19 protein-coding genes are annotated in these 24,993 nt (G+C 40.9%); 2 read left to right on the top strand and 17 right to left on the bottom strand.

Annotated features, from left to right (window positions below):
- Nucleotides 1-27 precede the first annotated feature (27 nt).
- The 11 genes from murC to mraZ form a co-directional block, all read right to left on the bottom strand.
- The gene (murC, locus tag HXT23_RS01130) at nt 28-1,536 is read right to left on the bottom strand and encodes a UDP-N-acetylmuramate--L-alanine ligase (protein WP_422112944.1); all 1,509 of its coding nucleotides are present in this window, start codon (nt 1,534-1,536) and stop codon (nt 28-30) included.
- Between the two features lie 2 nt (nt 1,537-1,538).
- Nucleotides 1,539-2,744 carry a UDP-N-acetylglucosamine--N-acetylmuramyl-(pentapeptide) pyrophosphoryl-undecaprenol N-acetylglucosamine transferase gene (locus HXT23_RS01125; RefSeq protein ID WP_032815327.1) on the bottom strand — a complete coding sequence of 402 codons (1,206 nt, stop codon included), beginning with the start codon at nt 2,742-2,744 and terminating at the stop codon, nt 1,539-1,541.
- A gap of 208 nt (nt 2,745-2,952) precedes the next feature.
- Nucleotides 2,953-4,296 carry an FtsW/RodA/SpoVE family cell cycle protein gene (locus HXT23_RS01120; protein ID WP_422112943.1) on the bottom strand — a complete coding sequence of 448 codons (1,344 nt, stop codon included), beginning with the start codon at nt 4,294-4,296 and terminating at the stop codon, nt 2,953-2,955.
- Nucleotides 4,289-5,857 carry a UDP-N-acetylmuramoyl-L-alanine--D-glutamate ligase gene (gene murD / locus HXT23_RS01115; protein WP_422112942.1) on the bottom strand — a complete coding sequence of 523 codons (1,569 nt, stop codon included), beginning with the start codon at nt 5,855-5,857 and terminating at the stop codon, nt 4,289-4,291. Before murD ends, HXT23_RS01120 begins: the two co-directional genes overlap by 8 nt.
- 9 nt (nt 5,858-5,866) lie before the next feature.
- Nucleotides 5,867-6,970, bottom strand: a complete 1,104-nt coding sequence (mraY, locus tag HXT23_RS01110; protein ID WP_016802455.1) for a phospho-N-acetylmuramoyl-pentapeptide-transferase — start codon at nt 6,968-6,970, stop codon at nt 5,867-5,869.
- Nucleotides 6,967-8,787, bottom strand: coding sequence for a UDP-N-acetylmuramoyl-tripeptide--D-alanyl-D-alanine ligase (locus HXT23_RS01105; RefSeq protein WP_422112941.1), 1,821 nt, complete (start codon nt 8,785-8,787; stop codon nt 6,967-6,969). The genes mraY and HXT23_RS01105 overlap by 4 nt, the downstream gene beginning before the upstream one ends.
- A 23-nt stretch (nt 8,788-8,810) precedes the next feature.
- Nucleotides 8,811-9,992, bottom strand: coding sequence for a hypothetical protein (locus tag HXT23_RS01100; RefSeq protein ID WP_016635779.1), 1,182 nt, complete (start codon nt 9,990-9,992; stop codon nt 8,811-8,813).
- A gap of 28 nt (nt 9,993-10,020) precedes the next feature.
- Entirely contained in the window at nt 10,021-12,075 is a 2,055-nt protein-coding gene (locus HXT23_RS01095; RefSeq protein ID WP_422113068.1) for a peptidoglycan D,D-transpeptidase FtsI family protein, read from the bottom strand.
- Nucleotides 12,075-12,764 (bottom strand): hypothetical protein, encoded by a 690-nt coding sequence (locus HXT23_RS01090; RefSeq protein WP_422112940.1) that lies wholly within the window; start codon nt 12,762-12,764, stop codon nt 12,075-12,077. The genes HXT23_RS01095 and HXT23_RS01090 overlap by 1 nt, the downstream gene beginning before the upstream one ends.
- Nucleotides 12,764-13,834 (bottom strand): 16S rRNA (cytosine(1402)-N(4))-methyltransferase RsmH, encoded by a 1,071-nt coding sequence (gene rsmH, locus HXT23_RS01085; protein WP_422112939.1) that lies wholly within the window; start codon nt 13,832-13,834, stop codon nt 12,764-12,766. Before rsmH ends, HXT23_RS01090 begins: the two co-directional genes overlap by 1 nt.
- Complete coding sequence (gene mraZ / locus HXT23_RS01080; protein ID WP_422112938.1) at nt 13,831-14,610, bottom strand: division/cell wall cluster transcriptional repressor MraZ; 780 nt, start codon at nt 14,608-14,610, stop codon at nt 13,831-13,833. Before mraZ ends, rsmH begins: the two co-directional genes overlap by 4 nt.
- A gap of 199 nt (nt 14,611-14,809) precedes the next feature.
- Here mraZ and HXT23_RS01075 point away from each other — a divergent pair, with 199 nt between their 5' ends.
- Nucleotides 14,810-17,086, top strand: a complete 2,277-nt coding sequence (locus tag HXT23_RS01075; RefSeq protein ID WP_422112937.1) for a HelD family protein — start codon at nt 14,810-14,812, stop codon at nt 17,084-17,086.
- 236 nt (nt 17,087-17,322) lie between these two features.
- Here HXT23_RS01075 and nrdR read toward each other — a convergent pair whose 3' ends face one another.
- Both nrdR and HXT23_RS01065 read right to left on the bottom strand, forming a co-directional pair.
- Nucleotides 17,323-17,769, bottom strand: a complete 447-nt coding sequence (nrdR, locus tag HXT23_RS01070) for a transcriptional regulator NrdR (RefSeq protein WP_032812895.1) — start codon at nt 17,767-17,769, stop codon at nt 17,323-17,325.
- 312 nt (nt 17,770-18,081) lie between these two features.
- The gene (locus tag HXT23_RS01065) at nt 18,082-18,444 is read right to left on the bottom strand and encodes a LysM peptidoglycan-binding domain-containing protein (RefSeq protein ID WP_016635773.1); all 363 of its coding nucleotides are present in this window, start codon (nt 18,442-18,444) and stop codon (nt 18,082-18,084) included.
- 160 nt (nt 18,445-18,604) lie between these two features.
- Between HXT23_RS01065 and lexA the strand changes: the two genes are divergently transcribed.
- On the top strand, nt 18,605-19,327 hold the full coding sequence (gene lexA / locus HXT23_RS01060; RefSeq protein ID WP_422112936.1) for a transcriptional repressor LexA: 723 nt from the start codon (nt 18,605-18,607) through the stop codon (nt 19,325-19,327).
- Nucleotides 19,328-19,513: 186 nt separating this feature from the next.
- On the opposite strand, the gene HXT23_RS01055 is transcribed toward lexA, so the two are convergent.
- From HXT23_RS01055 to HXT23_RS01040, 4 genes are all read right to left on the bottom strand, one after another.
- Nucleotides 19,514-19,993 (bottom strand): GreA/GreB family elongation factor, encoded by a 480-nt coding sequence (locus tag HXT23_RS01055; RefSeq protein WP_016635771.1) that lies wholly within the window; start codon nt 19,991-19,993, stop codon nt 19,514-19,516.
- A gap of 57 nt (nt 19,994-20,050) precedes the next feature.
- Nucleotides 20,051-20,458, bottom strand: a complete 408-nt coding sequence (locus tag HXT23_RS01050) for an FKBP-type peptidyl-prolyl cis-trans isomerase (protein ID WP_004130076.1) — start codon at nt 20,456-20,458, stop codon at nt 20,051-20,053.
- A gap of 268 nt (nt 20,459-20,726) precedes the next feature.
- A complete protein-coding gene (locus HXT23_RS01045) occupies nt 20,727-22,190 on the bottom strand; it encodes an L-serine ammonia-lyase (RefSeq protein ID WP_422112935.1) in 1,464 nt (487 codons plus the stop codon).
- A 62-nt stretch (nt 22,191-22,252) separates the two neighbouring features.
- Entirely contained in the window at nt 22,253-24,991 is a 2,739-nt protein-coding gene (locus tag HXT23_RS01040; protein ID WP_422113067.1) for an HAD-IC family P-type ATPase, read from the bottom strand.
- Nucleotides 24,992-24,993 lie beyond the last annotated feature (2 nt).

The raw sequence follows: 24,993 nt of genomic DNA, 5'->3' as shown, positions 1-24,993 counted from the left end.
TTTGCCGACTATTATTGCCCATTTAGCTTATTGCTTTAAGCGTAACTCTTCTAGCATAACAGACGTCATAGTGGTAATGCTTCCAGCACCAACCGTAAAAAGTACATCTCCACTATTAGCTCGGCGAGCAAGCATTAAAGCGCCATCCCTCATGTCTTCTACAGCTTCAATATTGCAATTAAGCGCACATTCTTTAGCTGCGTTAACAATAGTCGAAGCGTGAATATTTGGAAAATCTTCCTGCTTTTCTCGAGCTGGGAAAATGCCAGTTACGATTACGTCATCTGCAAGAGATAAAGCAGAAGCAAATTCGCGCGCAAAAGAGCGCGTCCTAGAAAACAGATGTGGCTGGAAAAGCACGCGAATCGTAGAATCTGGATACCTTCTTCTTGCGGCGCGCAAAAGAGCGTCGATTTCTGTAGGATGATGCGCGTAATCGTCTACAACCGTTACTCCGCCAACGCATCCGCGAATGTCAAATCTTCTAGAAGCACCAAGGAAGCTCGCAGCTCCATCTGCTGCATCTTTAGGATTCATGCCCAAAAGTGTTGCTGCAATGATCGCAGCACACGCGTTTCTAGCATTGTGCAAGCCTGGAATCATAAGATTAACGCTTATAGAATCGCCGTTAAAGTCAATAACAAACGACTCGCTGCCACTACCCGTCTGCTCGCTTTCGTGATTAATAAACGCAAACTTTACAAGGCTTTTTACTCTATTACTTAAGCAAGAAACACTATTCTTACTACTTGCGTATGCGATTGTTTTTTTAAGAGAATCATCGCTTAAATCCTCTAAAACAGCGCAAGCGCCATCATCGTCTGCACAAATCACAATAAATCCTAGAGCGTGGCTTAAATGCTCAACAAACGCTGCGCGATAATTTTGCGTATTTCCATAATGGTCTAGGTGGTCCGCTTCTACGTTTGTAACAATTGCAATATATGGATTGTATTTTTCAAAGCTGCCGTCGGATTCATCCGCCTCCGCAACCATAACACTTCCGCAACCAGCATGACCTCCGTCAACTTCGCCGCCGCCCTGCGCTTGAATCGAACCGCCAATCGCATAACTCGGGTCTGCTAAATCGCCTTTACCACAAACTTTCAAAATATGAGCCAAAAGAGAGCTTGTTGTAGTCTTACCATGCGCTCCCGCAACAGTCACACCTTTTTTAGAGCTTAAAAGTAAAGATAAAATGTCACTTCTGTGAACAAGTTTTACGCCATTTTGCGCAGCCGCCACTACTTCTGGATTATTTGGCTTAATCGCGCTAGAGTACACAAGAATATCTGCATTTTTTACATGGCTTGCACTTTGACCAATTTGCACATTTATGCCGAGTTCTTCTAAGCGACTTGTGTGGTCGCTTTCTTTACTATCGCATCCGCTTACGCTAACGCCTTCTTCATGTAACATCTCTGCTAAAACGCTCATTCCAGCGCCGCCAATGCCAATAAAATGCACAGAACCTAAAGAATTTACAGTTTGATCTTTACTAAAAGCAGCACAAATAGGGTTCATATTAATTTCCATGATTATTTTTTGCTTTCTTTTGCAATCTTAAGAATATGCTCTGCCATTACTCTTGCAGCATTACGAATGCCGTATTTCCAAGCCTTTTCGCGCATCTTGCAAAGCTCGTCTGGGTTATTAAGCAATTTCAACACGTTTGCGCGAATCCAATCATCGCTAAAATCGCAATCGTTTACAATAATCGCTCCCCCTGCGTTTGCAACAGGTTGTGCGTTAAATCGCTGCTCACCGTTTCCAATTGGAAGAGGCACGTAAACTGCTGGAACGCCAATCGCAGATACTTCTGCAACAGTGCCTGCTCCCGATCTACAAATCACCAAGTCAGCGCAAGCAAAAGCCCAATCAATTCGCTCTAAATATTCGCAAATATGGTAATCACCAAGTCCTGCATGTTCTGGCTTAATGTCATTTATTTGATTAAGACCAGCCGAGCGCGCAACATTATCTTTAACTTCTTTAGATTTTCCGCTACCTGTAAGATGAACGATTTGCGCGCATTTTAGTAAATCGCCAGCAGCAATAGATACAGCTTCGTTAATGCTTTTAGCGCCCAAAGACCCGCCAGTTACAAGAATAATCGGCCTGCTAGGATCTAGTCCAAGATTTTTAGCGCCTTCAAATCTAGCTAAATCAATGTCTTGAGTAATCTTTGCGCATAAATCGGATATGGATTTTCTAAGAGGAAGACCAACTCTTATAGCTTTGCTATTCGACGCCGCCCTTGCGATTAAACCAGTGCCATCGTAAACACATCCGATCATGCTTGCCCAACGCGCTCCAAGCTTATTTGCCATTCCAGCACGCGCATTTTGCTCATGAATCACAATAGGCAAATGCATTCTATGCGCTTGTGCATAAACTGGCGCAGACGCGTAACCGCCAAATCCAACAACAATATTAGCATGCCTTTGCTCAAGAATCTTAGCAACCTTGCGCATTTCGCGAATCCACTTAAAAGGAAACTTAAGCATGTAAAGATTAGGTTTTCTAGGGAATGGGACTTTTTCAATAACATCTAATGGCAACCCCGCCTTAGGAACCAGCGTTTTTTCTAAACCAGCATTAGTGCCAATAACACTGATTTCTACCGACTCATCTAAATCTTTTAACGCATGCGCTACAGAAAGAAGAGGATTAACATGACCAGCAGTGCCCCCGCCTGCTAGAACAACATGCAAAGAATTGCTATCTTTATATTGATCTTGCACCAATTCAGCCACCTCAATCTGCTTATTTGATAATCCCAATCATAAATCCCAATCAGAACTAATCTACTTAAAACTTTAATATATGACTTAACAATTAAATATAAATTAAACAAAATTTTTACGAAAAGCGGATTTTATAATTTTATAATACTTTCTCAATTTTGATTAACACTTGTTTTTGATTAACACTTGTTTATTATTGAGCTGATTAATCACCACTTTGCTGCCGCGATTTTGCACGCTTTAATGACCATTTATTCCCAAATTTTATGTTCGGATTGCTCTTAATAAAACTATCCGCAACACCCATCGCAAGAAGACACATAACAAGAGAAGATCCACCTGCGGAAACAAATGGCATAGGAACGCCCATAACTGGCAAAATCTGAACAACAACCAAAATGTTTATTAGTCCTTGGCCAACAATCCAAGTAGCAATGCTAATAAGAGATATTGAAACAAGCTTATTTGTTGATTGCAAGGCAGAAGTTAGCAAGCACCATCCAATTACAATGTAAAGAAGGATTACGCAAGAAGCAACAATAAAGCCCATCTCTTCGCCAATGATTGCAAAAATAAAATCGTTGTGAGCATACGGCAAATAATTCCACTTTTCTCTAGAATTACCTATGCCAACTCCCATTATTCCACCAGACGCCATTGCGTATTGCGCATGAATCGACTGAAAACAAACGCCTCTAATCGACTTTGCATCGCATCCATGAATCGTAGCAAGAATACGACGCATACGATTTTGGCTAGTCACAACAAGCAATAAAACTGCTGCACAAGCCGTTATAAGGGCCACAACAAGCCATTTTGTAGGGAATCCTCCAACATAAAACGCCACAACAGCAATAAGCAAAATAATAAGAGCGGTACCAAGATCCTTGCCTGCAACAACTAAAAGAACCGAAACACCCAAAGCTACAACTGTTGGAATATATGCGCGCATAGCAACACGCTTATAAGCCTTTTTTGCAAGAATAAGTGCCATTGGTAGCCAAATGCATATAGCAAGTTTGGTGATTTCCGCTGGTTGCATTGTAAGCGGGCCTATTTTAATCCAGCTAGCATTACCATTAACCTCGTGCCTAATACCTGGAACAAAAGTCAAAAATTGCATAAAAACCGATATTGCGTAAATGGTAATAATCCTGCTTTTATAAAAATCAACAGGAAGATGTGAAAAAATCAAATATCCAGCAAGACCAATAACGCAATAAAACAGTTGGCTCATTCCAGAACCCCAAGGGCCAGCTCCGTAAGTAATCATCGTTACCGACGAGCTTGAAAACACCATAAATAAGCCAAAAACGGTTAATATTACAACAGATATTCTTAGTCCAAAAAGACACCACAATGGGTTAAAAATACTGCGAATACCAACGTATTGCTTAAAAGCCTTTGTATTATCACTAAATGTTTCTTTAACGCCAAAAGCATTATTTGAAGACTCCACTTTACTGCCAAAAATGCCAAAACCGCGTTTTTTAAGCTTTTTAGGGCTTCTAGAACTTGATGAGCTAGCTTTTTTATTGTTCTCATTCATGGCTCTTAACCCATCGCTCAGATTCTTTAGCAAAACGATTGCCACGATCTGCGTAAGAAACAAATTGATCCATAGAAGCGCATGCTGGTGCCAGAAGAACAACATCTCCAGGCTGCGCGTACCTTCCAGCAGCTTGAACAGCTGTAGAAATAACTTTTTGACCCAAAGTAGAATCCGCGCTAAGAACTGGCGAGTTCTCAACCTCTTTAAGAACGCGATCATCTACAGAATCAAAAGATTCGAAACCTTCGCCATTCGCAGAAACTATTGTTACAGGAATACCCTGGCCTTTAAAATTAAGCGCTTCTACAATCGGCTTTTGATCTAGTCCAATAACAACAACAGCCTTAATAATACTACGATTTTGATTAACTAAATCTTCAAAATGGCCACCTTTTGCAAGGCCTCCGGCAATCAAAATTACGGATTTTTTGCCAAAACTAGAAATAGAAGCGGCAGCAGCATGAGCGTTAGTAGCTTTGGAATCGTCCACAAAACGAATCGCGTGTTCTGGAAGACTATCTTTAGCATTTAACGTTGCAACAGTTTGAATCCTATGCCCTCCTGGAGCAAAGTTGCACAATGCTTTAACTGCATTTTCAACGTCTTGTTTTAAGCCAAGAGTTAGAGCTAGTGCAGTTAGCGCGTCTGAAAGAAGATGAGGATACACACTTCCATCTGGCTCGCATAAGTGTTTTAGTTCTTTTAGAGCTACTATTTTGACTGGATCACCAACTTTTGCACCAGAAACGCCACTTTTGTCTACAATCCAACCATTTTCAACGCCTATTTCTCCGCATTTTGGCGCGCAAAGTGTAAAACCAATTTTTTTACAACCATCTTTTACTTGTGCAACTTTTGCTAATTCGCTAACTCGTGAATCTTGAGCATTGTACACAAGCGCTTTTTTAACGCCATTAAAAACTTTCGACTTATCTTTTGCGTAAGCTTCAATGCCACCGTGCCAATCCAAATGGTCAGCCGCAATATTAGTAATCGCAGCGCAATCCAACTCTAAGGAATTAGTAAAATGAAGTTGGAAAGAGCTTAATTCAACACATAACGCATCGTGTTCTTTTTCTAGCGCAGCGTAAGAAACAGACTTGCCAATGTTTCCAACTGCAGGAGCATCTAGACCGCAAGCTGTAAGCATATCGGAAGTCATCTCTGTTGTAGATGTTTTTCCATTTGTTCCAGTAATTCCAATCCATGCAGCTGGAAGACTTGTTTTAAGCGACTTTACGCGCACAAGCCACGCAAGCTCCACTTCGCTGATGACTGGAATATTGCGCTTTTGAGCCTCTAGAATAAAAGGCGTTCTAGGGTTAAAAACTGGCGATGTTACAACAGCATCAATCGTGTTCCAATCGATTTTAGAAAAATCGTGGATTTGCGCCTCTTCCTTACGCTCGTCTGCGCTAATCGCATTAGCGCCAACAGTTTTAAGCACTTCCATGGCTCCTATGCCAGAAACGCCTAATCCTGCTACAAGAACGTTATGGAATGGGAACTCATTGTGCAAAGAGAACTCCTTGCACAAATCATTTGCAACATTGCTCATATAATCACCCTAAATCAACAATCCAGAACGGCCTGCCCAATCCGCATAGAACGTCATCAACGCAGACAGAACAAACATAAGCTCAATCATCCAAAAACGAACAACAACTTTGCCTTCTGCCCATCCAACAAGCTCAAAATGATGATGAATTGGCGCCATTTTGAACACGCGCTTATGCGTTAACTTAAAACAGCCAACCTGAATCACATCACTGCAAGTTTCTGCAACGAACAGTCCGCCTAAAATAACAGCCAAAAACTCTGTGTGAGTAGCAATGGAAAGCGCAGCAAAAAGGCCACCTAAAGCCAAAGAGCCAGTGTCTCCCATAAACACTTGAGCAGGATTTGAGTTGTACCACAAGAATCCAAAGCAAGCAACGGCAGCACAAACAGAAATAATTGTTAAATCAAGCGGATCCGAGACGGCGTAAGAGAAGCCAAAGTGGCCGCCGCCTTTAACATGGTAGCTTTCCCAAAAAGCGATAAGTGCATATCCTGCAAAGGCAATCATAGAAGATCCAGCAGCAAGACCATCTAATCCATCTGTAAGATTTACTGCATTAGACCATGCAGCCATTAAAAAGTTTACCCAAACAATAAAAATTACGATTCCTATTGCTTTTCCAAACATAGAGAAATCAAAGAATGGCTTTTCTATAAAACTCATGCCAGGCTGCGCGCTTGCAATGCCCGACTGAGTTGGCAACATAAGAGCTAAAAGCGCATAAATGCTTGCAAAAATAATCTGACCAAATAACTTTGCTCGCACAGAAAGGCCAAGATTTTGCTTTTTTCTAACCTTTGCAAAATCATCAATAAAACCTAAAAAGCCCATTGAAAGCATTGCAAAAAGAACAAGAACTGCAGACCAAGAAGGCGTTCTGCCAACAGAAAAATACCTGTACAAAGCAGATGCAGCCCATCCAACCACAACAGCAAGATTAATAACAACACCGCCCATTGTAGGCGTGCCTCGCTTAACTAAATGTGATTGCGGACCGTCTTGGCGAATGTATTGTCCGTAATTTAATCGGTGTACTAAGCGGATTAAAAGCGGCGTGCCAACAATAGTGACTATTAGCGAAACCACTATTCCCACAATAAGCGCAATCACAGGTTAACCTCCGTATGTTTGTTAAGGCTAGCGTTAAGACTCTTACTAAGTTTAGCCCAGCTTTCAGCCAAAACACTCAGCCCCGAAGCATGAGACCCCTTTAACAACACAACAGTACTAGAATGCTCACCCACAAGACTCCAAACAATATTATTCGCCTCAATACAATCATGCACAAAGTACACGTTGTTTTTAGCATCAACATTGTTATTTTGATACTTATTTACAATGTTATTTCTGTTATTTCTGTTATTTTGCCAATTATCTCTAGCACCTTTAGCTATGCAAGAAGCTAATTCATCTAATTTTTCACTCGTGGAAGATCCAACGGAAATTATTGCGTCAATATTCTTTTGTGCAACATATTTTCCTATAGACTCATGCATGTTATATTCGTCTTTTCCAAGTTCCAACATTGAGCCTAAAACAGCGATTCTAAAAAGTTTAGTGGATGAAGATTTGGCAGAATCGGCAGAATTTGCAGAATCGTCGGAGCTAGAAGAGTTAGCGGAATTAGAAGAATCATTTGACTCATAAGAGCATAATCCGTCAATTCCTGCTTTCATAGAGTCTGGATTTGCATTAAATGAATCGTCAATAAGTGTAAACTTTCTATCATCTTTGCAAATAACAGAAATTTGCATACGATGCGGGCTAATACGCGAAACTTTATTCAAAACTAGAGCAATGTTTTTAAGACTCATTCCAAAATATCGTGCAACATTTGATGCAGCAAGAGCATTCATAACATTGTGCGCGCCAGGAAGCGCAAGATGTAGTGTTGCACTATTTTCACTAGTCGCACTATTTTCGCTAGTTGCGATTTTTTCGCTTTCGATAATCGTAAATTTTGCACAACCACTTTCGTCTAAAGAAATATCTTGCGCGCGCAATTGATAATTACCATTATTCGATGCATCAAAATTGCCATTATTATCAGCATTTAAGCCAAACCAGCGAACTTTATCTTGATCAGCCAGCTTGTTCATAGACGCAACACGAAAATCATCTGCATTCAAAATTGCAACACCATGAGGCAAAAGTCCCCTAACAATCTCACTCTTAGCTTGCGCAATTTTTTCTACAGATCCAAATTCACCCAAATGAGCAACACCAACTTTTAATACAACCGATAAGTCTGGAGGCGCAATAGTTGTGAGCATTGCAATTTCTCCAACATGATTTGCACCCATCTCCGCAATAAGGAATCGCGTATTCTCGTTTACACGCAAAGACGTTAATGGCAATCCAATCTCGTTATTAAAAGACCCAACGGGCGCAACTGTATTGCCAAGCGTTGAAAGCAAAGCATTAAGCATATCTTTTGTGGTAGTTTTTCCAACGGAACCAGTTATGCCAATAATGCTAAACGGCGTATTTAGCGCGCGGCGGCGAACTAAATTATGTTTTGCTAAAAGTCCAAGCGCTTCAACCGAATTTTTAACAACGATTTGAGCAATCTTGTTTTGCACACTTTCATCTAGCAAAACAGCATGTTCCACAATCGCAGCTTTGGCTCCAAGTTGAGCTGCTTTTTGAACAAAATCGTGTCCGTCTACTCGCTCGCCCTTTATAGCAATAAATACCGCTCCGCAAGCAACGTTACGCGAATCACTTGTAGCGAAATTAACAATATCGGTGCTTTTTACAGAATCGCAAGATGCCGACGAACCACATAAAAGCTCGCTTGCGTTAACAGCATCTGCCACCTCTTTAATGCTCATAGGCATCATATGAGTGCTATCTTGCGTAAAAACAGTGTCTGTAATTTTATTTTGCTTGCTATTTTGCTTGCTATTTTGCTCTATTGAAAACATTTTCTGCTCTTAAATATTGGTTTCTATTTTAGTTCGTGAGATACTCGCAACGCGCTCTTAATTGTTCCTCTTCTAACACCAGCAGCAAGAACCATTGCGATTGAAAGAGAAAGATGTTTACTAACACTTTTGCCGCCGATTTGATCTGCTAATGCAGCTAGCTCATCTGATTCCCTAGAACGCATTACACAATAAGATCTTTCGTGACTTATAAATCCATACCTTTGTTGTAAATTATAAAAACTCATTACAGGGCGCGCAGATTTTATGCTTGATTCGTCAATCTTGGAATCGTTCTTGTAATCAATCTTAGAATCATCTTTTTTATTACTATATATAAGTGATTCCGATGATTCTTTAGACTTAGAGTCATGCAAATCTTGCGAATCTTCTGAATTAGCATCCACTTTAGATTTGGCTTCTAATGTGCCGCTTGCTTGCGACTTATCTTTTGAATTTGCAAAGCTTGAATCATATGCCAAATCGCCACCACTGTGTTCAATAGCTTGCGAGCTGGAATCTGACTTATACAAATCGAGACTTCCTGCCATTGCGAGCGCATTATTGCTTTCAACTCCAAGAACATCAATGTTTACAGATTGCAAAGCGTCTTTTTTAAGAGTTGCAGAATTTAGCGCTATAACAACAGCTGCAGCACCATCTTCTACGCATACCGACAAATTGTGCTGAATATCCACTATTCCAAGCGGATATTCTAAATCCAGTTCTCGCTGAAGAGAATTAGACCCTGCAGCGCTTATAACACCAATTGGGTTGCCAAGCATATGAAGAAAATCAGCTAAACGTATAACATTTGCATAGACTTCGTCATCATCATCGCCAGCAACCGCAAAAGTCGCTATAAAAGAAGATGGGTCATTATTAACATCGCAAGCAAGTTTACCCAAAGTTACTGGATTGTTGGAAGAAACTAAAAGTGGAATACCAACGCTCATCGCTTCGGACCTAAACTCTGGAGTAACCATTGCTGCGTATGCTCCAGCATCTCTAGCAGCTTCCAATTGTCTTTTATCTACGCGATTTGCAGGAATAAAAAGACACCCAGGCTTAACATTCCTAACATCACACGCTAAAGACGTAATTGTTATTCCAGAAGCAAAAGATGGTATTACTTCAAAACCGTATTGTTGTGCAGCAAAACCAAGAGTTACTCTTGTTCTAGAAAATTCATCAACAGCATTCATACTCGCACTCGCCCTCGTTCGCTATCTATTACCATTGTACAGCAATAGGATCGGTGCGAGGAGTCGATACTGGAACGTTGTACTTTTGCATTAGGAACTCGCCTATTGTTTTTATAATAGGCGCCGCAGTATAAACACCGAATGTACCTTCTGGATTGCTTAATGCTACAGTTATTGCAAAACGTGGATTATCTACAGGCAATATTGCTGCGCAATCTGCAACTATAGAGCTAAGCGCTCCGCCAAATCCAGCAACTTCTGCAGTACCACTCTTTGCAGCAATTCGATATCCATTAACAGATATGTAGCTACCGTAATATTCTGCAGTGGACTCCATAGCATTTAACATTTGATCAGCAACGTGCTCATCCAATACCCTAGTGCCTTCTGGCCTTTTGCGCTCAGTAACTCTGCCTTGAGGATCAATTACAGACTTGATAATCGATTGCTTAAGTCTTACGCCTTTATTTGCGATTGTTGATATAGCATTAGTGATTTGCAAAGCGTTTGTTGCATAACCCTGACCAAACAAAACAGTGTTTTGCTTACGACCATCCCACGATTGAACACTCGGAAGCAAACCTTGAGATTCTCCTTGCAAGCCTAATCCAGTATATTGTCCAATTCCAAACTTAGACAAAAACTCATAACGTTTGTTATTTGGATATTTTTCGCCAGCCATAATCATGCCAACGTTAGAAGATTCCTTCAAAATGCCTGCCAAAGTGAGCCTCATAACACCATGATTATGAGCGTCGTGGAAAAGCTGACCTTGCTTTTCAATGCTTCCTGGAACAGCAAACTTATCTGATAACGAGCGCGCGCCCGTCTGAAGCATGCCTGCAACTGAGAAAACTTTACCAATGGAGCCTGGCTCAAACACTTGGCTAACAGCTTTAGAAACAGACGCTCTAGCTTCGGCAGAACCAGCTTTAATACTATCGCTATCTTCTAGAGCAACGATTTCTCCAGTGCGAATATCTTGAACAACAGCAACGCCCCATCCAGCTTTATACCTATTCATGCCGTCTAGAAGAACCTTCTTAACGTACCAATCTACATCGCTATCAATAGTTAGCTTTATGTCGTTACCGTTTACAGCATCTTTATATTCGCTTACCGTTCCAGGAATTTTCTCATTTCCAACGTTATTTCCCTGGTATTTTTGATATCCATCTTTACCAGTTAGAACCTTATCTTGAGAAAGCTCTAGTCCAGATTCGCCAATTTCTCCTCTTCTACCCTTTGCTTCCTTGCGAGCGCTTTCTTCAGCGTCTTTAACAGAGCCGATTAAAGCACCAAGAATAGGGCCACTCGAGTATACGCGTTCGCTACTGTTTTCTGCATAAACACAACCAGAAAGATTAAGCTTGTCTATTGCGCGCTTAACAGAAGGCTTAACATTTCTTTTAATAACAGCGTAACGTCCTACGCCTGCAATCTTGCCGCCTATTTCGACAGAACTCATATGCAAAATAGGAGCCAAAAGACGTGCTACAGCAACAGCGCCAGTTCCTTCAACATCTTTGCCATTAATTGCATGACAATTCCCAGCAGTTTGCTTTGTGCAAGGAGTTGGCTTAAAAGACTGAGCATTCATAGGGTCTGCGATTATGTTGTATCTTTCAACGCTTTGAGCTAAAACAGAACCATTTGCATCTAAAATACGACCTCTACGAGCAAGTATTGGACGAGTTCTGCTACGTTCTGCCTGCGCCGCCTGAGCAGTAGAACGTGCATTGATTAACTGTATAAAGCTAAGTTTTACTATTGCTACAGATGCAATAAACGCGAATATCATTGCAACAGCAATACACTTTTTTGCAAAAACCGTGTTTCGTATAACGCTAGTTTGAGCGCCATAACGTGCATTAGCTCCAGAAGAAGCATAACCAGAACCAGAACGCGCGGCATTACTGCCGTATGATCTGTACAACTTACTCGTATTGAATCTGCTCTTGCTGATTTTGCTCACTCTGCTTGTAGTAGAGTGCAACTTTTTACCAGCAAGTTTGGCATAATACAATACTGTTTTCATTTTGCCTGAGTATTTGGCGAAACGTTGCTTGATTAGGCGGTTCATCAATGTTTCTCCTTATTTTTTTGTTCTGGCTGTTGTTTAGTTTGTTGTTTAGTTTTATCTGATTTAGTTTTGTCTGGTTTAGTTTTATCTGGTTTAGTTTTATCTGGTTTAGTTTTATCTGGTTTAGTTTGTTGTTGTTTAAGTTTTTGCTGTGCTTGCTCTGGCTTAGCTTTTTGAGCTTCAATAGCAGCTTGTTCTGCCTTCTTTTTGTTTGCATAAGCACTTAAATCAACTGTTATTGCTCCCTGTTGTGGAATCATTCCCATATCTTGTGCTTTTGCTGGAAGATCCGCTTCTAGCGCATCTAACTTTGTTTGCGCAGTTTCCACATCTTGACGAAGCCTAGAGATACTTGATTGAGTGGCAGCTTGTTCAAAAGATATCTCCGCCATTTTTGTGCGCAATAACAAAGACGTAGTAGGCGTAACAAAAAGGAAAATAACAACAATAATCAAGTTGAAAAGAGGAGCTTTACGAGTGTTACTCCACTCTATGACTCTATGTAAGTGATTCATTACTGTGTAAGACCTACGGTCAGAGGCACTAAACACTAATGGAATCGACTTTAAAACGCGATTTTGCCTTGAATTATTACCAGCTGCCTTCTCGTTTACTCGCCCAGCAGGAGCAGATGAATTTGCATAAGACGCAGCAATCCTAGAAGCACGGTTTTTACTTGGCTTATCCATTAGAACCTGCCTCCTTTGCTGTTATTTACGCCATTCGCTTTAGAAGAAGAACGATGCAAAGATGAATCTTCTCCTTGAGCAATAGCTGTAAAGTCTTTAATCCACCTATCTGGAATATATCTAATAAGCTCCACTGCGCGTAAGCGAACAGAAGAAGACCTTGTATTATTTGCAATTTCTTCTTTAGATGCTTTAATAGCTCCGCGAGTTAAAGACTTAAAGAAAGGTTTTGCACTTTGCGGAATAATTGGCATATTTGCTGGAACATCTACTTCTAAGCCTTTATTCATAAAACGCTTAACCGTAATATCTTCCAAAGAATGATAAGACTCAACAACAATTCTGCCACCGTTATTTAAGCGCAAAGCAAGCTTTGGCAGAGTCCTAGAAAGCTTATCTAGCTCTCCATTAACTTCGATTCTAAGAGCCTGAAAAACTCGTTTAGCTGGATTTCCTGGAGCACGATGAGCACGCGGAATAACATGATCCACTAAATCAACAAGTTGACCAGACGTTTTTATTGGATTCTCTTGTCTAACTTGCACTATTTTTCTTGCGACTGGCCCAGAAAAACGTTCTTGACCATACTCACGGAATATTTGAGCAAGACTGGATGCACTATAAGTAGCAAGAATGGTTTCAGCAGTAACACTTTGAGTTGTATCCATACGCATATCTAAGACTGTGTTATGAGAATAAGAAAATCCTCTATCTTCCTCGTCTATTTGCAAACTAGAAAGACCCAAGTCCATAAACGCTGCGTCAATCTTTTCGATTTCTAAATCTTCAAGAACTTTGTCAACTTCATCAAATGCAGCATGCACTGGAATAAAACGATTCTCTAAGCCTTCATCGCGCATTCTTTTTGTCGCTAAGCCAAGAGCTTCACTATCTCTATCTATTCCAATAAGAGTTGCAAGTGGAGCAGCTTTAAGAAAAGCTGTTGCGTGACCCGCAAGTCCAAGAGTGCAATCAACAACAATAGAATCTTTGTGATCTAATGCTGGAGAAACAAGATTTACACAGTCTTCCAGCAGCACTGGCGCATGAATTATAGATAAATCTTTCATTGTGCCACCGCCGGAAGAACATCATTTGCAATATCTGCATAATCTTGCTCTTTATCTGCAAGATAATTGTTCCAAGCAGATTTGTTCCATATTTCTGCGCGAGTTCCAACACCAATTACAACAATCTCATCTCCAAGATTTGCATAATCCCTTAGCATTGGAGGCACTACTATACGACCTTGCTTATCTGGCTCCTGATCAACAGCGCCAGAAAGGAAGACTCTAAGGTAGTCTCTTGCAGACTTATTACTCATAGATGTGAGCTGAATCTGAGTTGTAATACGCTCAAACTCTTGCATTGGAAGAACATAAACGCATCGCTCTTGTCCGCGAGCAATAACAAAACCATCACCCAACTGGGATCTGAATTTTGCAGGTAAAGCAACACGACCCTTTGCATCTATTTTTGGAGAATAAGTTCCAAGAAGTATCGGATTCTTTACGTGATTATTAGCCTGACTTTGCAAATTATTAGCACCAAAAACCGCGTCTTGAGGCAAAGGAGTGGATGTAAAAGCCGAAGACATAGGTTGAGGTTGCATAACAGGCTGCATAACAGGCATTTGAGGCATTTGCTGCGCTTGATACATTTGCGGCATTTGCGGCATCACATAATAAGGCTGGGCGTACGCTTGAGAATTTTGCATTGGCATATGCGCATCTTGAGCATTAGCTTGAGCCGTATTTTGAGAATCATAACCAGATGGATTTTGAGCATGCTTAAAGGAGGAATTGGCTTTATCTTGCGCATTTGCGCCAGCATTGTTACTAGCCATCAATCCACCTCCTTTTCAACATGCAATATGCCACTTGCACATCATTCACCATTTTACCCCATTTCTCACCAAAAATCCCCACTTTTTTGTAAAAAAATAATATTTTTTTAACTCAGATTGGAAACATGCAACGTGTATTAGCCTCGAGGTATACTTAAACGCCTAGTTTTAGCCCAACTTTTAAGAAGAACGGACACAAATGTCTACGTACTCCTCACAACTCAGCGAAGAACAACAAGCGGTTGATTGCGCCTACAGTCGATTAGATAACTTGCGTTCAACAATCCGAGCAAGGCTTGATTCTGTACGCGCTGCAGGCTCGCATGGCTCACCAACTCAGCGAACAGAACGAGATTCTTTTGCAACAATGTACGAAGATCGTTTAACGCAACTTAGAGCTGTAGAAGATAGACTCGTGTTCGGCAGACTAGACAGCCTAGAAGGCATAAGGCGCTACATTGGAAGAATCGGTTTACTAAGCGAAAATCACGACCCAATCTTAACTGATTGGAGAGCAGAAGCGGCTAGACCATTCTACGAAGCGACTCCTTCAAATCATGGAGACATTGTTATGCGCAGGCACATAACTCTTAAATTCCGAGAAGTTGTAGGAGTTGAAGACGAGATTCTAGATATTCATTCAGACGAAGTAAACAAAGCGTCTAAGCAAGGAACACTTACTGGCGAAGGTGCATTGCTTGCTTCTCTAGGTTCTCGTAGAACTGGAAAAATGACGGATATTGTTGCAACCATTCAGGCAGAACAAGACCGCATTATTCGCGCTCCTCTTGACCGTACAATTGTTGTGCAAGGTGGACCTGGTACAGGCAAAACTGCAGTAGCTTTGCACAGAGCAGCATACTTGCTCTACACGCATCGCAGAAAGCTTGAAAGATCAGGCGTTTTGATCGTAGGACCAAGCTCCGCATTCTTAAGATACATAGATCAAGTTTTGCCATCTTTGGGTGAAACTGGTGTTGTTAGCAGAACTATAGCGGATCTAATCCCAAATATTCATGCAACAGTGCAAGACACTCCTCATGCAGCAAAACTTAAGGGAATGTACCGCATGAAAAACGTTATTCAAAACGCTATTTGCGCAAGAATACGCGTTCCTAAAGATTTGCCAACACTACGCATAAATGGTTTTGCTGTGCAATTAAAAAAGGAAGATATAGAGCTTGCACAATTAGACGCTCAGCGCACACACCAGCCTCATAACCAGGCGCGTAAAACATTTGTAAAGTCAGTTATAAGTTCGCTTAGAAACAGGTATCTAGAACAACTTGATTATGTTCCTTCCCAAGCGGAGATATCCGATATTACTTCGCAACTTAGAATGGAAAATAAGCTCAAGATTACATTAAATCTTGCTTGGCTACCTATGAATGCCAATTGGCTTATAGACCAACTCTTTTCTAAACCTGAACAACTTCGCATATATGCTCCTTGGTTAAGTGAAAATGATATTCGTGCATTGATTAGACCAAAAGGAAGTCCTTTAACTCAGTCCGACATCCCACTTCTTGACGAAGCTATGGAGCTACTAGGCCCAGATCCAAAGATTGAAGCACAAAACGCTGCTCTCGCTCGTAAAAAACTCGAAGAACAGCAATATGCTTCCGATACTCTTGCACAAAATGGCATAGGAAATGGCATTATTACCGCCGATATGCTTATTGAGAATATTCAAGGTAACGATGCAAGTATGGTTGCAAATCTTGCCGCGTCTGATAGAGAGTGGACTTATGGCCATGTTGTTGTAGATGAAGCGCAAGAGCTTACTGCAATGGATTGGCGTATGCTAATACGCAGGTGCCCTTCACGCTCATTTACAATTGTTGGCGATGTTGCACAAACCTCCTCTCTAGGTGGTACACATAGTTGGCAAAAAAACATGAGCTCATTGTTTGGAAACGAAAACTGGGATCTTTATGAACTAACAATTAATTACCGTAATCCTAAAGAAGTTTCTGAAGCTGCAGGAAAAGTTGCAAATAATTCTGGCTTATATATATCAACAGTTAATGCAGTTAGATCTGTTCCAGATTCGCTTGTTACACATACGGTTCAGAATCAAAATGAGCTTAATAATATGCTTGCTAAATATTGCATTGACTTATTTAACGAATTTGTTTCCGAAGACGGAAGCGGACGCGTAGCAATTATTGTTCCTCAAGAACTAATAAAGCATGCAAACAAAATCGTTAAAAATACTCTTAGCAAGAATCTTTCAACTAAGGAATATGCACGCATAATTCAGCAAAACTTTGACGATAGTCAAATTAGCGTTTGCAATGCGGAAAATGTTAAGGGATTGGAATACGATGCGGTAATCCTAATGCAACCTTCTGCCATCGAGCAGGAAGCAGCATCCAGACTTAGCGCAGCGGCAAATCTATACGTTGCAATGACAAGACCAACACAGCGTCTTGTTGTCTTGCGCACACAAGACGACGCCAATTTTTCAAAGTAATAATCGCGAAGTAAAAGTACTGAGTAAACCCAACTATTAACAACCTTGTTATTTGTTTGACCCTTTAATTGGGTCAAACAAATCAGGTTATCCCTCACACTATAACCATATTTATTCTAAGACTCAACGATTCGCTAACAAACAGCAAATCAACATTCACACAAACTCAAATACTCAAACTTATACTTATTCAGCAACATTCACAAATTGTTCACTCAATGTAAAATATTGCACAATCACTTACTTTTCTTAAGATCATCTATTGCACGTTCAAAATCTTCCAAACCAGTAAAATTCTGATATACGCTAGCAAAACGAAGATACGCCACCTCGTCTAGTTCACGCAACGGCTTTAATATTGCTTTTCCAACATCTTCGGATGTGATTTGAGCTAATCCACGAGCGCGTAAATCAGCTTCAACTTCCATTCCAAGAGTCTTTAGCTCCTCAGAATCTATTGGTCTACCCTGGCAAGCTTTTCCAACACCAGCAACCACTTTTGCCCTATCAAAAGGTTCCACAGAACCAGAACGCTTCATAACAAGCAATTGCGTAGTTTCTACTGTTGTAAAACGATTACCACACATCTGACACTCGCGCCTACGACGGATTGAATATCCATCCTCGCTGATTCTAGTGTCAATAACCTTAGTATCGGAATTCTTACAAAAAGGACAATGCATATATACAGCATACTAAAAATTAATTAAATATGTTATATATATTTCAATGTTTTATATAAATAAATCGATTTTTTCATATTTTTCCTCGTATATTTTATAAAATTTATCGCAAAACACTCGAATAGATGGATATATAGATACATCCATAACAACAAGTGGTTCAACAATTGGTTTAACGCTTAAATCATTACAACTGCAACATGCAGAATCATCGCAATAATATAATGCAAACAAATCATACGAGTCTGACGAATTATATTCATAATCTGAACTCATAAATACTCCATTCTAATAATATTTGTAATAACAAAATCAGTCGTCAATAAAAGGTACTCGTATAGACTGCCCTACTTCTAAATCTGTAGAATCAAGATTATTTAATTGCATAAGGTAATCAACAGAATCAGAAATATTGCCATTTTTATCTGTTATGGATTTTGCATAACTCCATAAGGTATCTCCAGGTCGAACAGTATACGTTACAAAGGATTTTGATACGGCTGAAACAGCTGGCTTTGGCATAAAAATAATCCAAGCAAAACAAACTAACGCAGAAAAAACTATAAAACGAATAAATAATTTATTTTTGCGTTTTTTGTAACCCTTATTAGCCAAAGCGGCACGATTTGGTGTTGAATAACTAATACCATTAGAAGAGTTCAAGTTCTTATACATAACTATCCTTTCTTACGTTTTAATTGACATGAACATTTGTTCTATCGAACAAGTGTATTAATCTTGACACATTTGTTCTAAAGATGCAACGGCGTGTCGAACATATGTTTGATTTTTTTTGAAAAGTGTATTAGAATGTAAAACAACGAAAGGAGACACCATGAATACCACCCAAAACGAGCTTAGTGATTCTGCGGCGCACAACGCTGAGCCACTAACAGATCGCCAGAGAAAAATCATGGATGCTATACAGCAATGCCTCGAAGAACATGGATTCCCTCCATCATTTAGAGAAATAGGTGAAGCTGTAGGCTTAAGAAGTCCTTCTTCCGTAAAACATCAATTACGAGCACTCGAGATGAAAGGATTAATACGAATAAGTGCAAATAAAGGTAGAGCAATTGAAGTTATTGGAGATTTTATACAAAGGAATAAAGAAAAAGCCCATGCATTGCTTGAAAAACAATCAGCTATCGATGTGAGCATGTATAACAGTGAGTCTTTGATAAACTCTCACGATGTTCCTCTTGTTGGAAGAATCGCTGCAGGAGTACCTATAACAGCTGAACAACATGTTGAAGATGTTATGCGTTTGCCAGAAAGACTTACTGGAAGCGGAAATCTGTTCATGCTAGAAGTGCATGGAGATTCAATGATTGACGCAGCAATTTGCGACGGTGATTATGTTGTTGTGCGAGAACAGAATGAAGCAACAAATGGAGATATTGTTGCTGCACTGCTAGATAACGAAGCAACTGTAAAGACGTTTAGAAAAGAAAATGGTCACGTTTGGCTTATGCCTCACAATCCAGCGTATTCCCCTATAGATGGGTCTCACGCAAAGATAATGGGCAAAGTTGTTACCATTTTAAGAAAAATTTAATGATTTAAGAGATTTACAAGATTTACGAGATTAAAACAACTAAAGAACGATACTGTTAAACGGATACAAATAAGCATATAAATAAAATCGCTGTGACCTATAAATCATATAGATTCTAAATCACAGCGATTAGAGAAAATAAATAGATAACAAGTATGTGCTCGCTTATTAAAACAAATTCATTGTTTAAGCGAGTGGATGAGAATCCTTAATGGTTACAGAAATTTGGCGACCATTTGGAGCAGAGTAGCTAACAGTATCACCCGCTTTAGCGCCAATAATTGCAGCACCAATCGGAGATTCTGGACTAATAACATCGTAATCGGTAGCAACAGCAATATCACGAGAGCCAAGAACATAAGTCATCTCTCGACCAGCAAGATCTAAAGTAACAACAGAGCCATTGCCAACAAGGCCTTCCTCTGGAGCCTCAAGAATCTTTGCGTTGCGTAGCTTAACAATAAGCTCGTTAATACGACCCTCGTTCTTGCCCTGCTCTTCGCGAGCAGCCTGATAGCCACCGTTTTCAGACAAATCGCCTTCGGCGCGAGCAGCAGCAATACGCTCGGTGATTTCATCACGATATTCACCTTCGCGATGAGCTAATTCTTCCTTAAGCTTATCGTAGGCTTCTTTAGTCAATAGAATTACTTTTTCTTCAGCCATTTTGCAATCTCCTTAACAAAGAATAAAGAATAAAAGCAACAAAACAATCACTCGCGTTTAGCGAGTAGAAATAATATCAATCACAAAAACGAGGGTGTCCGAACCACCAATTCCAGCCTGCGGAACACCTCGTGAACCATAACCATACTCAGGCGGAATAGAAACAAGTAAGCGAGAACCAACATTATGTCCTGGAACAGTACGATCCCAACCCTGAATAACCTGACCAACACCAATACCAAAGCTGGCAGGAGTATGACGAGCAAAACTAGAGTCAAAAGGCTCACTTGCTCCCCAAACAACGCCATGGTAATTAACGGTAACAGTGTCTCCAGCACGAACCAAAGGCCCATTACCTTCTACCAATTCAACAACCTTAAGCCCTGCTGGCGGCTCAAGCGCTGGGAACGTCACCGTTGGCGTAGTACCAAATTCCGCAACTACTTCTGGCATATCCTGTGCCATTTTGCCTCCTTTATAACCTCTTATAATCCCTTACAAACATGTGTAAATGCTTGCAAAAAGCCACTAACACTTACAAACTATTCATTAAAAACTTTGAATATTATAACATTTTTGCAATTTTATAGCGTGTTTTAGATTAGCACTCAACCGCTACCTATGCCAATACGCATATAACTTGCATAACAATATAGCAACACAATGCAAGCAAATACGCAAAACATGCTTAAGGAAAATGCAATAAAAATAGCTATAAATGCAACGACTATAACTAGCACTCAACTACGTTCACAGCTAAGCCACCCTTAGATGTTTCGCGATATTTAGACATCATGTCTTGGCCAGTTTCCTTCATAGTTTTAATAGCACTATCCAAGCTAACAATATGAGAGCCATCACCTAGAAGAGCCATTCTAACAGCATTAATAGCAGTGTTGGCAGCCATAGCATTGCGCTCGATACAAGGAATCTGAACCAAGCCACCAACCGGATCACAAGTGAGACCAAGATGATGCTCAATACCAATTTCGGCAGCATTTTCAACCTGCTGCGGAGTTCCGCCAAGAACTTCGCACAGGCCTGCAGCAGCCATAGAACACGCAGAACCAACTTCTCCCTGGCACCCAACTTCTGCACCAGAAATAGAAGCATTGCGCTTAAACAAATAGCCAACAGCTCCAGAAGCAAGAAGGAACTTTATTATTCCCTCCTCGCTAGAACTGTCTACAAAACGCCAATAGTATTGCAAAACAGCTGGAATAATACCAGCGGATCCATTAGTCGGAGCTGTAACAATACGACCACCTCCAGCGTTTTCTTCACTCACTGCAAGAGCAAAAAGATTTACCCAAGCAGAATCAGAAGCTTCCAGAGCGCAATCAGCTCGCCTACGATTTTGCTTAAGCATATCGGAATTTGCAGCAAGACGAGCATACATACGCGGAGCACGCCTATGAACCTCAAGTCCACCTGGAAGAATCTGCTGCTTAGAGTTACATCCATGTTCAACACACTCTTCCATAACTTCCCAAACATGCAACAAATAAGAACGAACATATTCGGAATTACCGTTATGCAAAGCAAGTTCGTTTTGCCAAACAATGTCGCTTATACTCTTATGCTCCTTTTTGCAAATCGAGATAAGTTCTTTGCACGTTGTAAAAGGATATGGAACAGACGAGTCTTCGCGCGAATCACTAGAAGATTCAGAATCTTTAGTTTTATCTTCACTTTCTTCCACATTTTCATCAACGCGGTCATGCAAACCAATCATCTTATCGTTGGCATTGCCTTTGCGAATAAATCCGCCACCAATCGAATACCAAACTTGTTCGTCAACAGTATTACCAAAGGAGTTCAAAGCAACAAACCGCATGCCATTAGGATGTGCAGCCATGCGCCGCCACTTTTCAAAAACAACATCGGAATCGTAATCAAATTCGATAGTATGACTATGCGCAAGTGTTAAAGTTCCGCTTTTCTTACAATCTTCGCGAATAGTCATCATGTGTTCCGTATCAACATCGTCTGGAAGGTTACCTTCAAGACCAGCAACCGATGCACGATCCGTGCCATGACCCAATCCAGTAAGAGACAAGGAGCCATACAGTGTGACTCGCACACGCGAAACGTCTTTAAGCTTTCCATTCTTTTGAAGAGAAGTCACAAAAGCATTCGCTGCGCGCATAGGTCCAACCGTGTGTGAAGAACTAGGACCTACACCAACCGAGAACATTTCTAAAATACTGAACACATATCTATTGTAAGCACAATTGTTAGTAGGCACGACACGCTACATCAACGATCACTATCATAAGAGTGCAAAACACTACCATCGTTTACATTATCAATCCAGTTTTCAATCAAGTGACTAACAAGATGTAAAACTAACCAGATAACAAAGGCAAAAATTACAGCACAAATCATAACAAACATTGCATTTCCACTCACAGGAACATGCAAATCAAAGAAATGCGCAACAAACGGTATAAATGCACCAATAACGCCAGCAGCAGCAAAGCATAAGACCATAATTCCACGCCAAGAGATAAGTGGCTTAGAAACTGTAGCCAAAACTGCAACACCGAGCACAAAAACAGTAACAGCACAAATAGTGCGAGTTACACCAACAGCGTGCACGGATTCAACAATAAGCCTAGAAGCGTTAGCGTTAGAAGAATCAAGACCGCGCGCAAGCATTAAAGGAGAAAGAATGGACACAACCAAAACAGACACAGCAACAGCTATACCATTTGGTAAAGCAAAACGAACAACACGATGCAAGAATCCAGGAACGTAGCGTCTTGTATTAGGAGCCAAAGCTAGCAAAAATGCTGGAATACCAATGGTTAACGAACCGATATAGGTTATGTGACGAGGCAAATATGGAAAATTAAGACCGAGCAAAACCACACCTGCAGAAATCAGTGCAGAATACACGGTTTTAACAAGGAACAGTCCTGCAACACGTTCCATGTTTGCCATTACTTGACGACCTTTAGCAACAACGTCTGGAAGATGCGAGAAACGTGAGTCAACAAGAACAACTTGCGCAACAGCTTTAGCAGCTGGAGCAGCGTTACCCATTGCAACGCCTAAGTCTGCCTCTTTGAGCGCAAGCGTGTCGTTTACACCGTCGCCAGTCATAGCAACGACGTGGCCTTTAGAGTGCAAAGCTTGAACAATCGCCTTTTTTTGATCTGGCAAAACACGACCAAGAACATCAACGTTTTCAAGAACTTCGGCAAGTTGATTTATATCTTTAGGCAACTGCCTTGCGTCCATCGAAACAGGCTTTGAGTTACCAGTTAGACCAACTTTTTCGGCAACAGATGCAACGGTTGTTGGATTATCGCCAGAAATAACGCGGCACCTAACACCTTGCTGTCTAAACCAAGCAAGAGTTTGACGAGCGTCAGCACGTATTTTCTCTGAGCATCGAACTAAAGCAACAGGGCGAGCGCTTGTAGACACTACTGGAGAACTGTAGAACGTTGCGTTATTAGAATCGCCAGAATCACTATAAGCAACAGCTAGAAGAAGAACACGATTACCCTGCTGAGCGTATTCGTTTACACGATTCAAAATTTGCTTAAACGAATCCGTTAAATGGCAATTATCGAAAGTAGAATCGCCAGAAACCGCAGAATCGCTGATTCCGCCTTCTGCAACCGCTGGAACAATAGAACCGTGCAAATCGCCAGAAGCAACGCTAGATTTGCGTGCACAAATCGCAGTTGCCAAAACCTCTGGAGCACCCATATACCACGTTTCAAATCTACCGTCTTTTAGCGCATAGCGTATTGCGCTCCACTTTCTTGCAGACGAAAATGGCAAGCGAGCGCTAACACTAGAAGCAGAGGAAACACCTTGATCTTTAAGGCCTTCCATAATGGCAGAACCTGTAGCATTTGGATTTTCTTCGTTAGATAAGTCGAACAAAGCTTGATTCACCAAACGATTCGAGTCATCACCAATCGAGCCATCACCAATCAAGTCAACACCAACAAACGCGATTCCACCATCCGTAATAGTGCCCGTTTTGTCTAGATTAAGGCAATCCACTCGAGCCAAAGTTTCAACAGATTCAAGCTCCTGAACCAACGTTTTTTTACGCGCAAGACGCATTGCAGCAACAGCAAAGTTAAGCGAAGTTAAAAGAACAAGACCTTCTGGAATCATGCCAACAACTCCAGCAACAGCAGAAACAACAGCACTCTTCCACTGCCCCGTCTGTAAAGCTACAGCAAAACCGCCAACCTTATTGATTTGCGACCAAACAAGTAAAACGCAAAGAGGAACAACAACAATCGTCATCCACTTTAGAATCGTGTTAATTCCACGACTCAAATCGGAGATTGTTTTTGTATAAACCTTTGCTTGTGCAGCAAGCTTAGACGCATAGCTGTTATCTCCTACAGCCGTAACGCGCATTAAAGCAACGCCAGAAACCGCAGTAGAGCCAGAATAAACAAAGTCGTCCGCAGCTTTACGAACAGTAACAGACTCGCCCGTAAGCATGGACTCGTCCATTTCTAAGCCCCAAGATTTAACAACATTTGCATCTGCAGGAACCTGGTCGCCAGAACGAACCCACAACAAATCACCAAGCACAATACCGCTATGATCAACATAAACATTTTTGCCTTCGCGCCGAACAATCGATTTGGAAGCAACAAGAATCGAAAGACGGTCGAGCGTACGCTTTGCGCGCAACTCCGTAACAACACCAATACCCGTGTTAATAAGAATCACAAAGCCAAAAACAGCGTCTTTCCAAGAACCAGTGGCAAGAACAACAACCATTGCTGCAAAAATAATTGCGTTAAAAAGAGTAAACACGTTTGCGCGCACAATAGAAAGAACGGACCTAGATGTGCGATTATTTGTAACATTTACAAATCCGCGATTTACAGCATCAAAAACTTCGCTTTGTGTTAAGCCTTGTTCGCTAACCTCTGGCAAATCAGGGAAATCGGAGATATTCAAAGAATCTGTAGAATCTGTAGAGTTTGCAGAGCTTTGCGAATCATGCATTT

This window comes from Gardnerella sp. DNF00257 (assembly GCF_049262745.1).
Lineage (GTDB): Bacteria > Actinomycetota > Actinomycetes > Actinomycetales > Bifidobacteriaceae > Bifidobacterium > Bifidobacterium piotii.
This window is presented reverse-complemented; position numbering and strand designations above follow the sequence as displayed.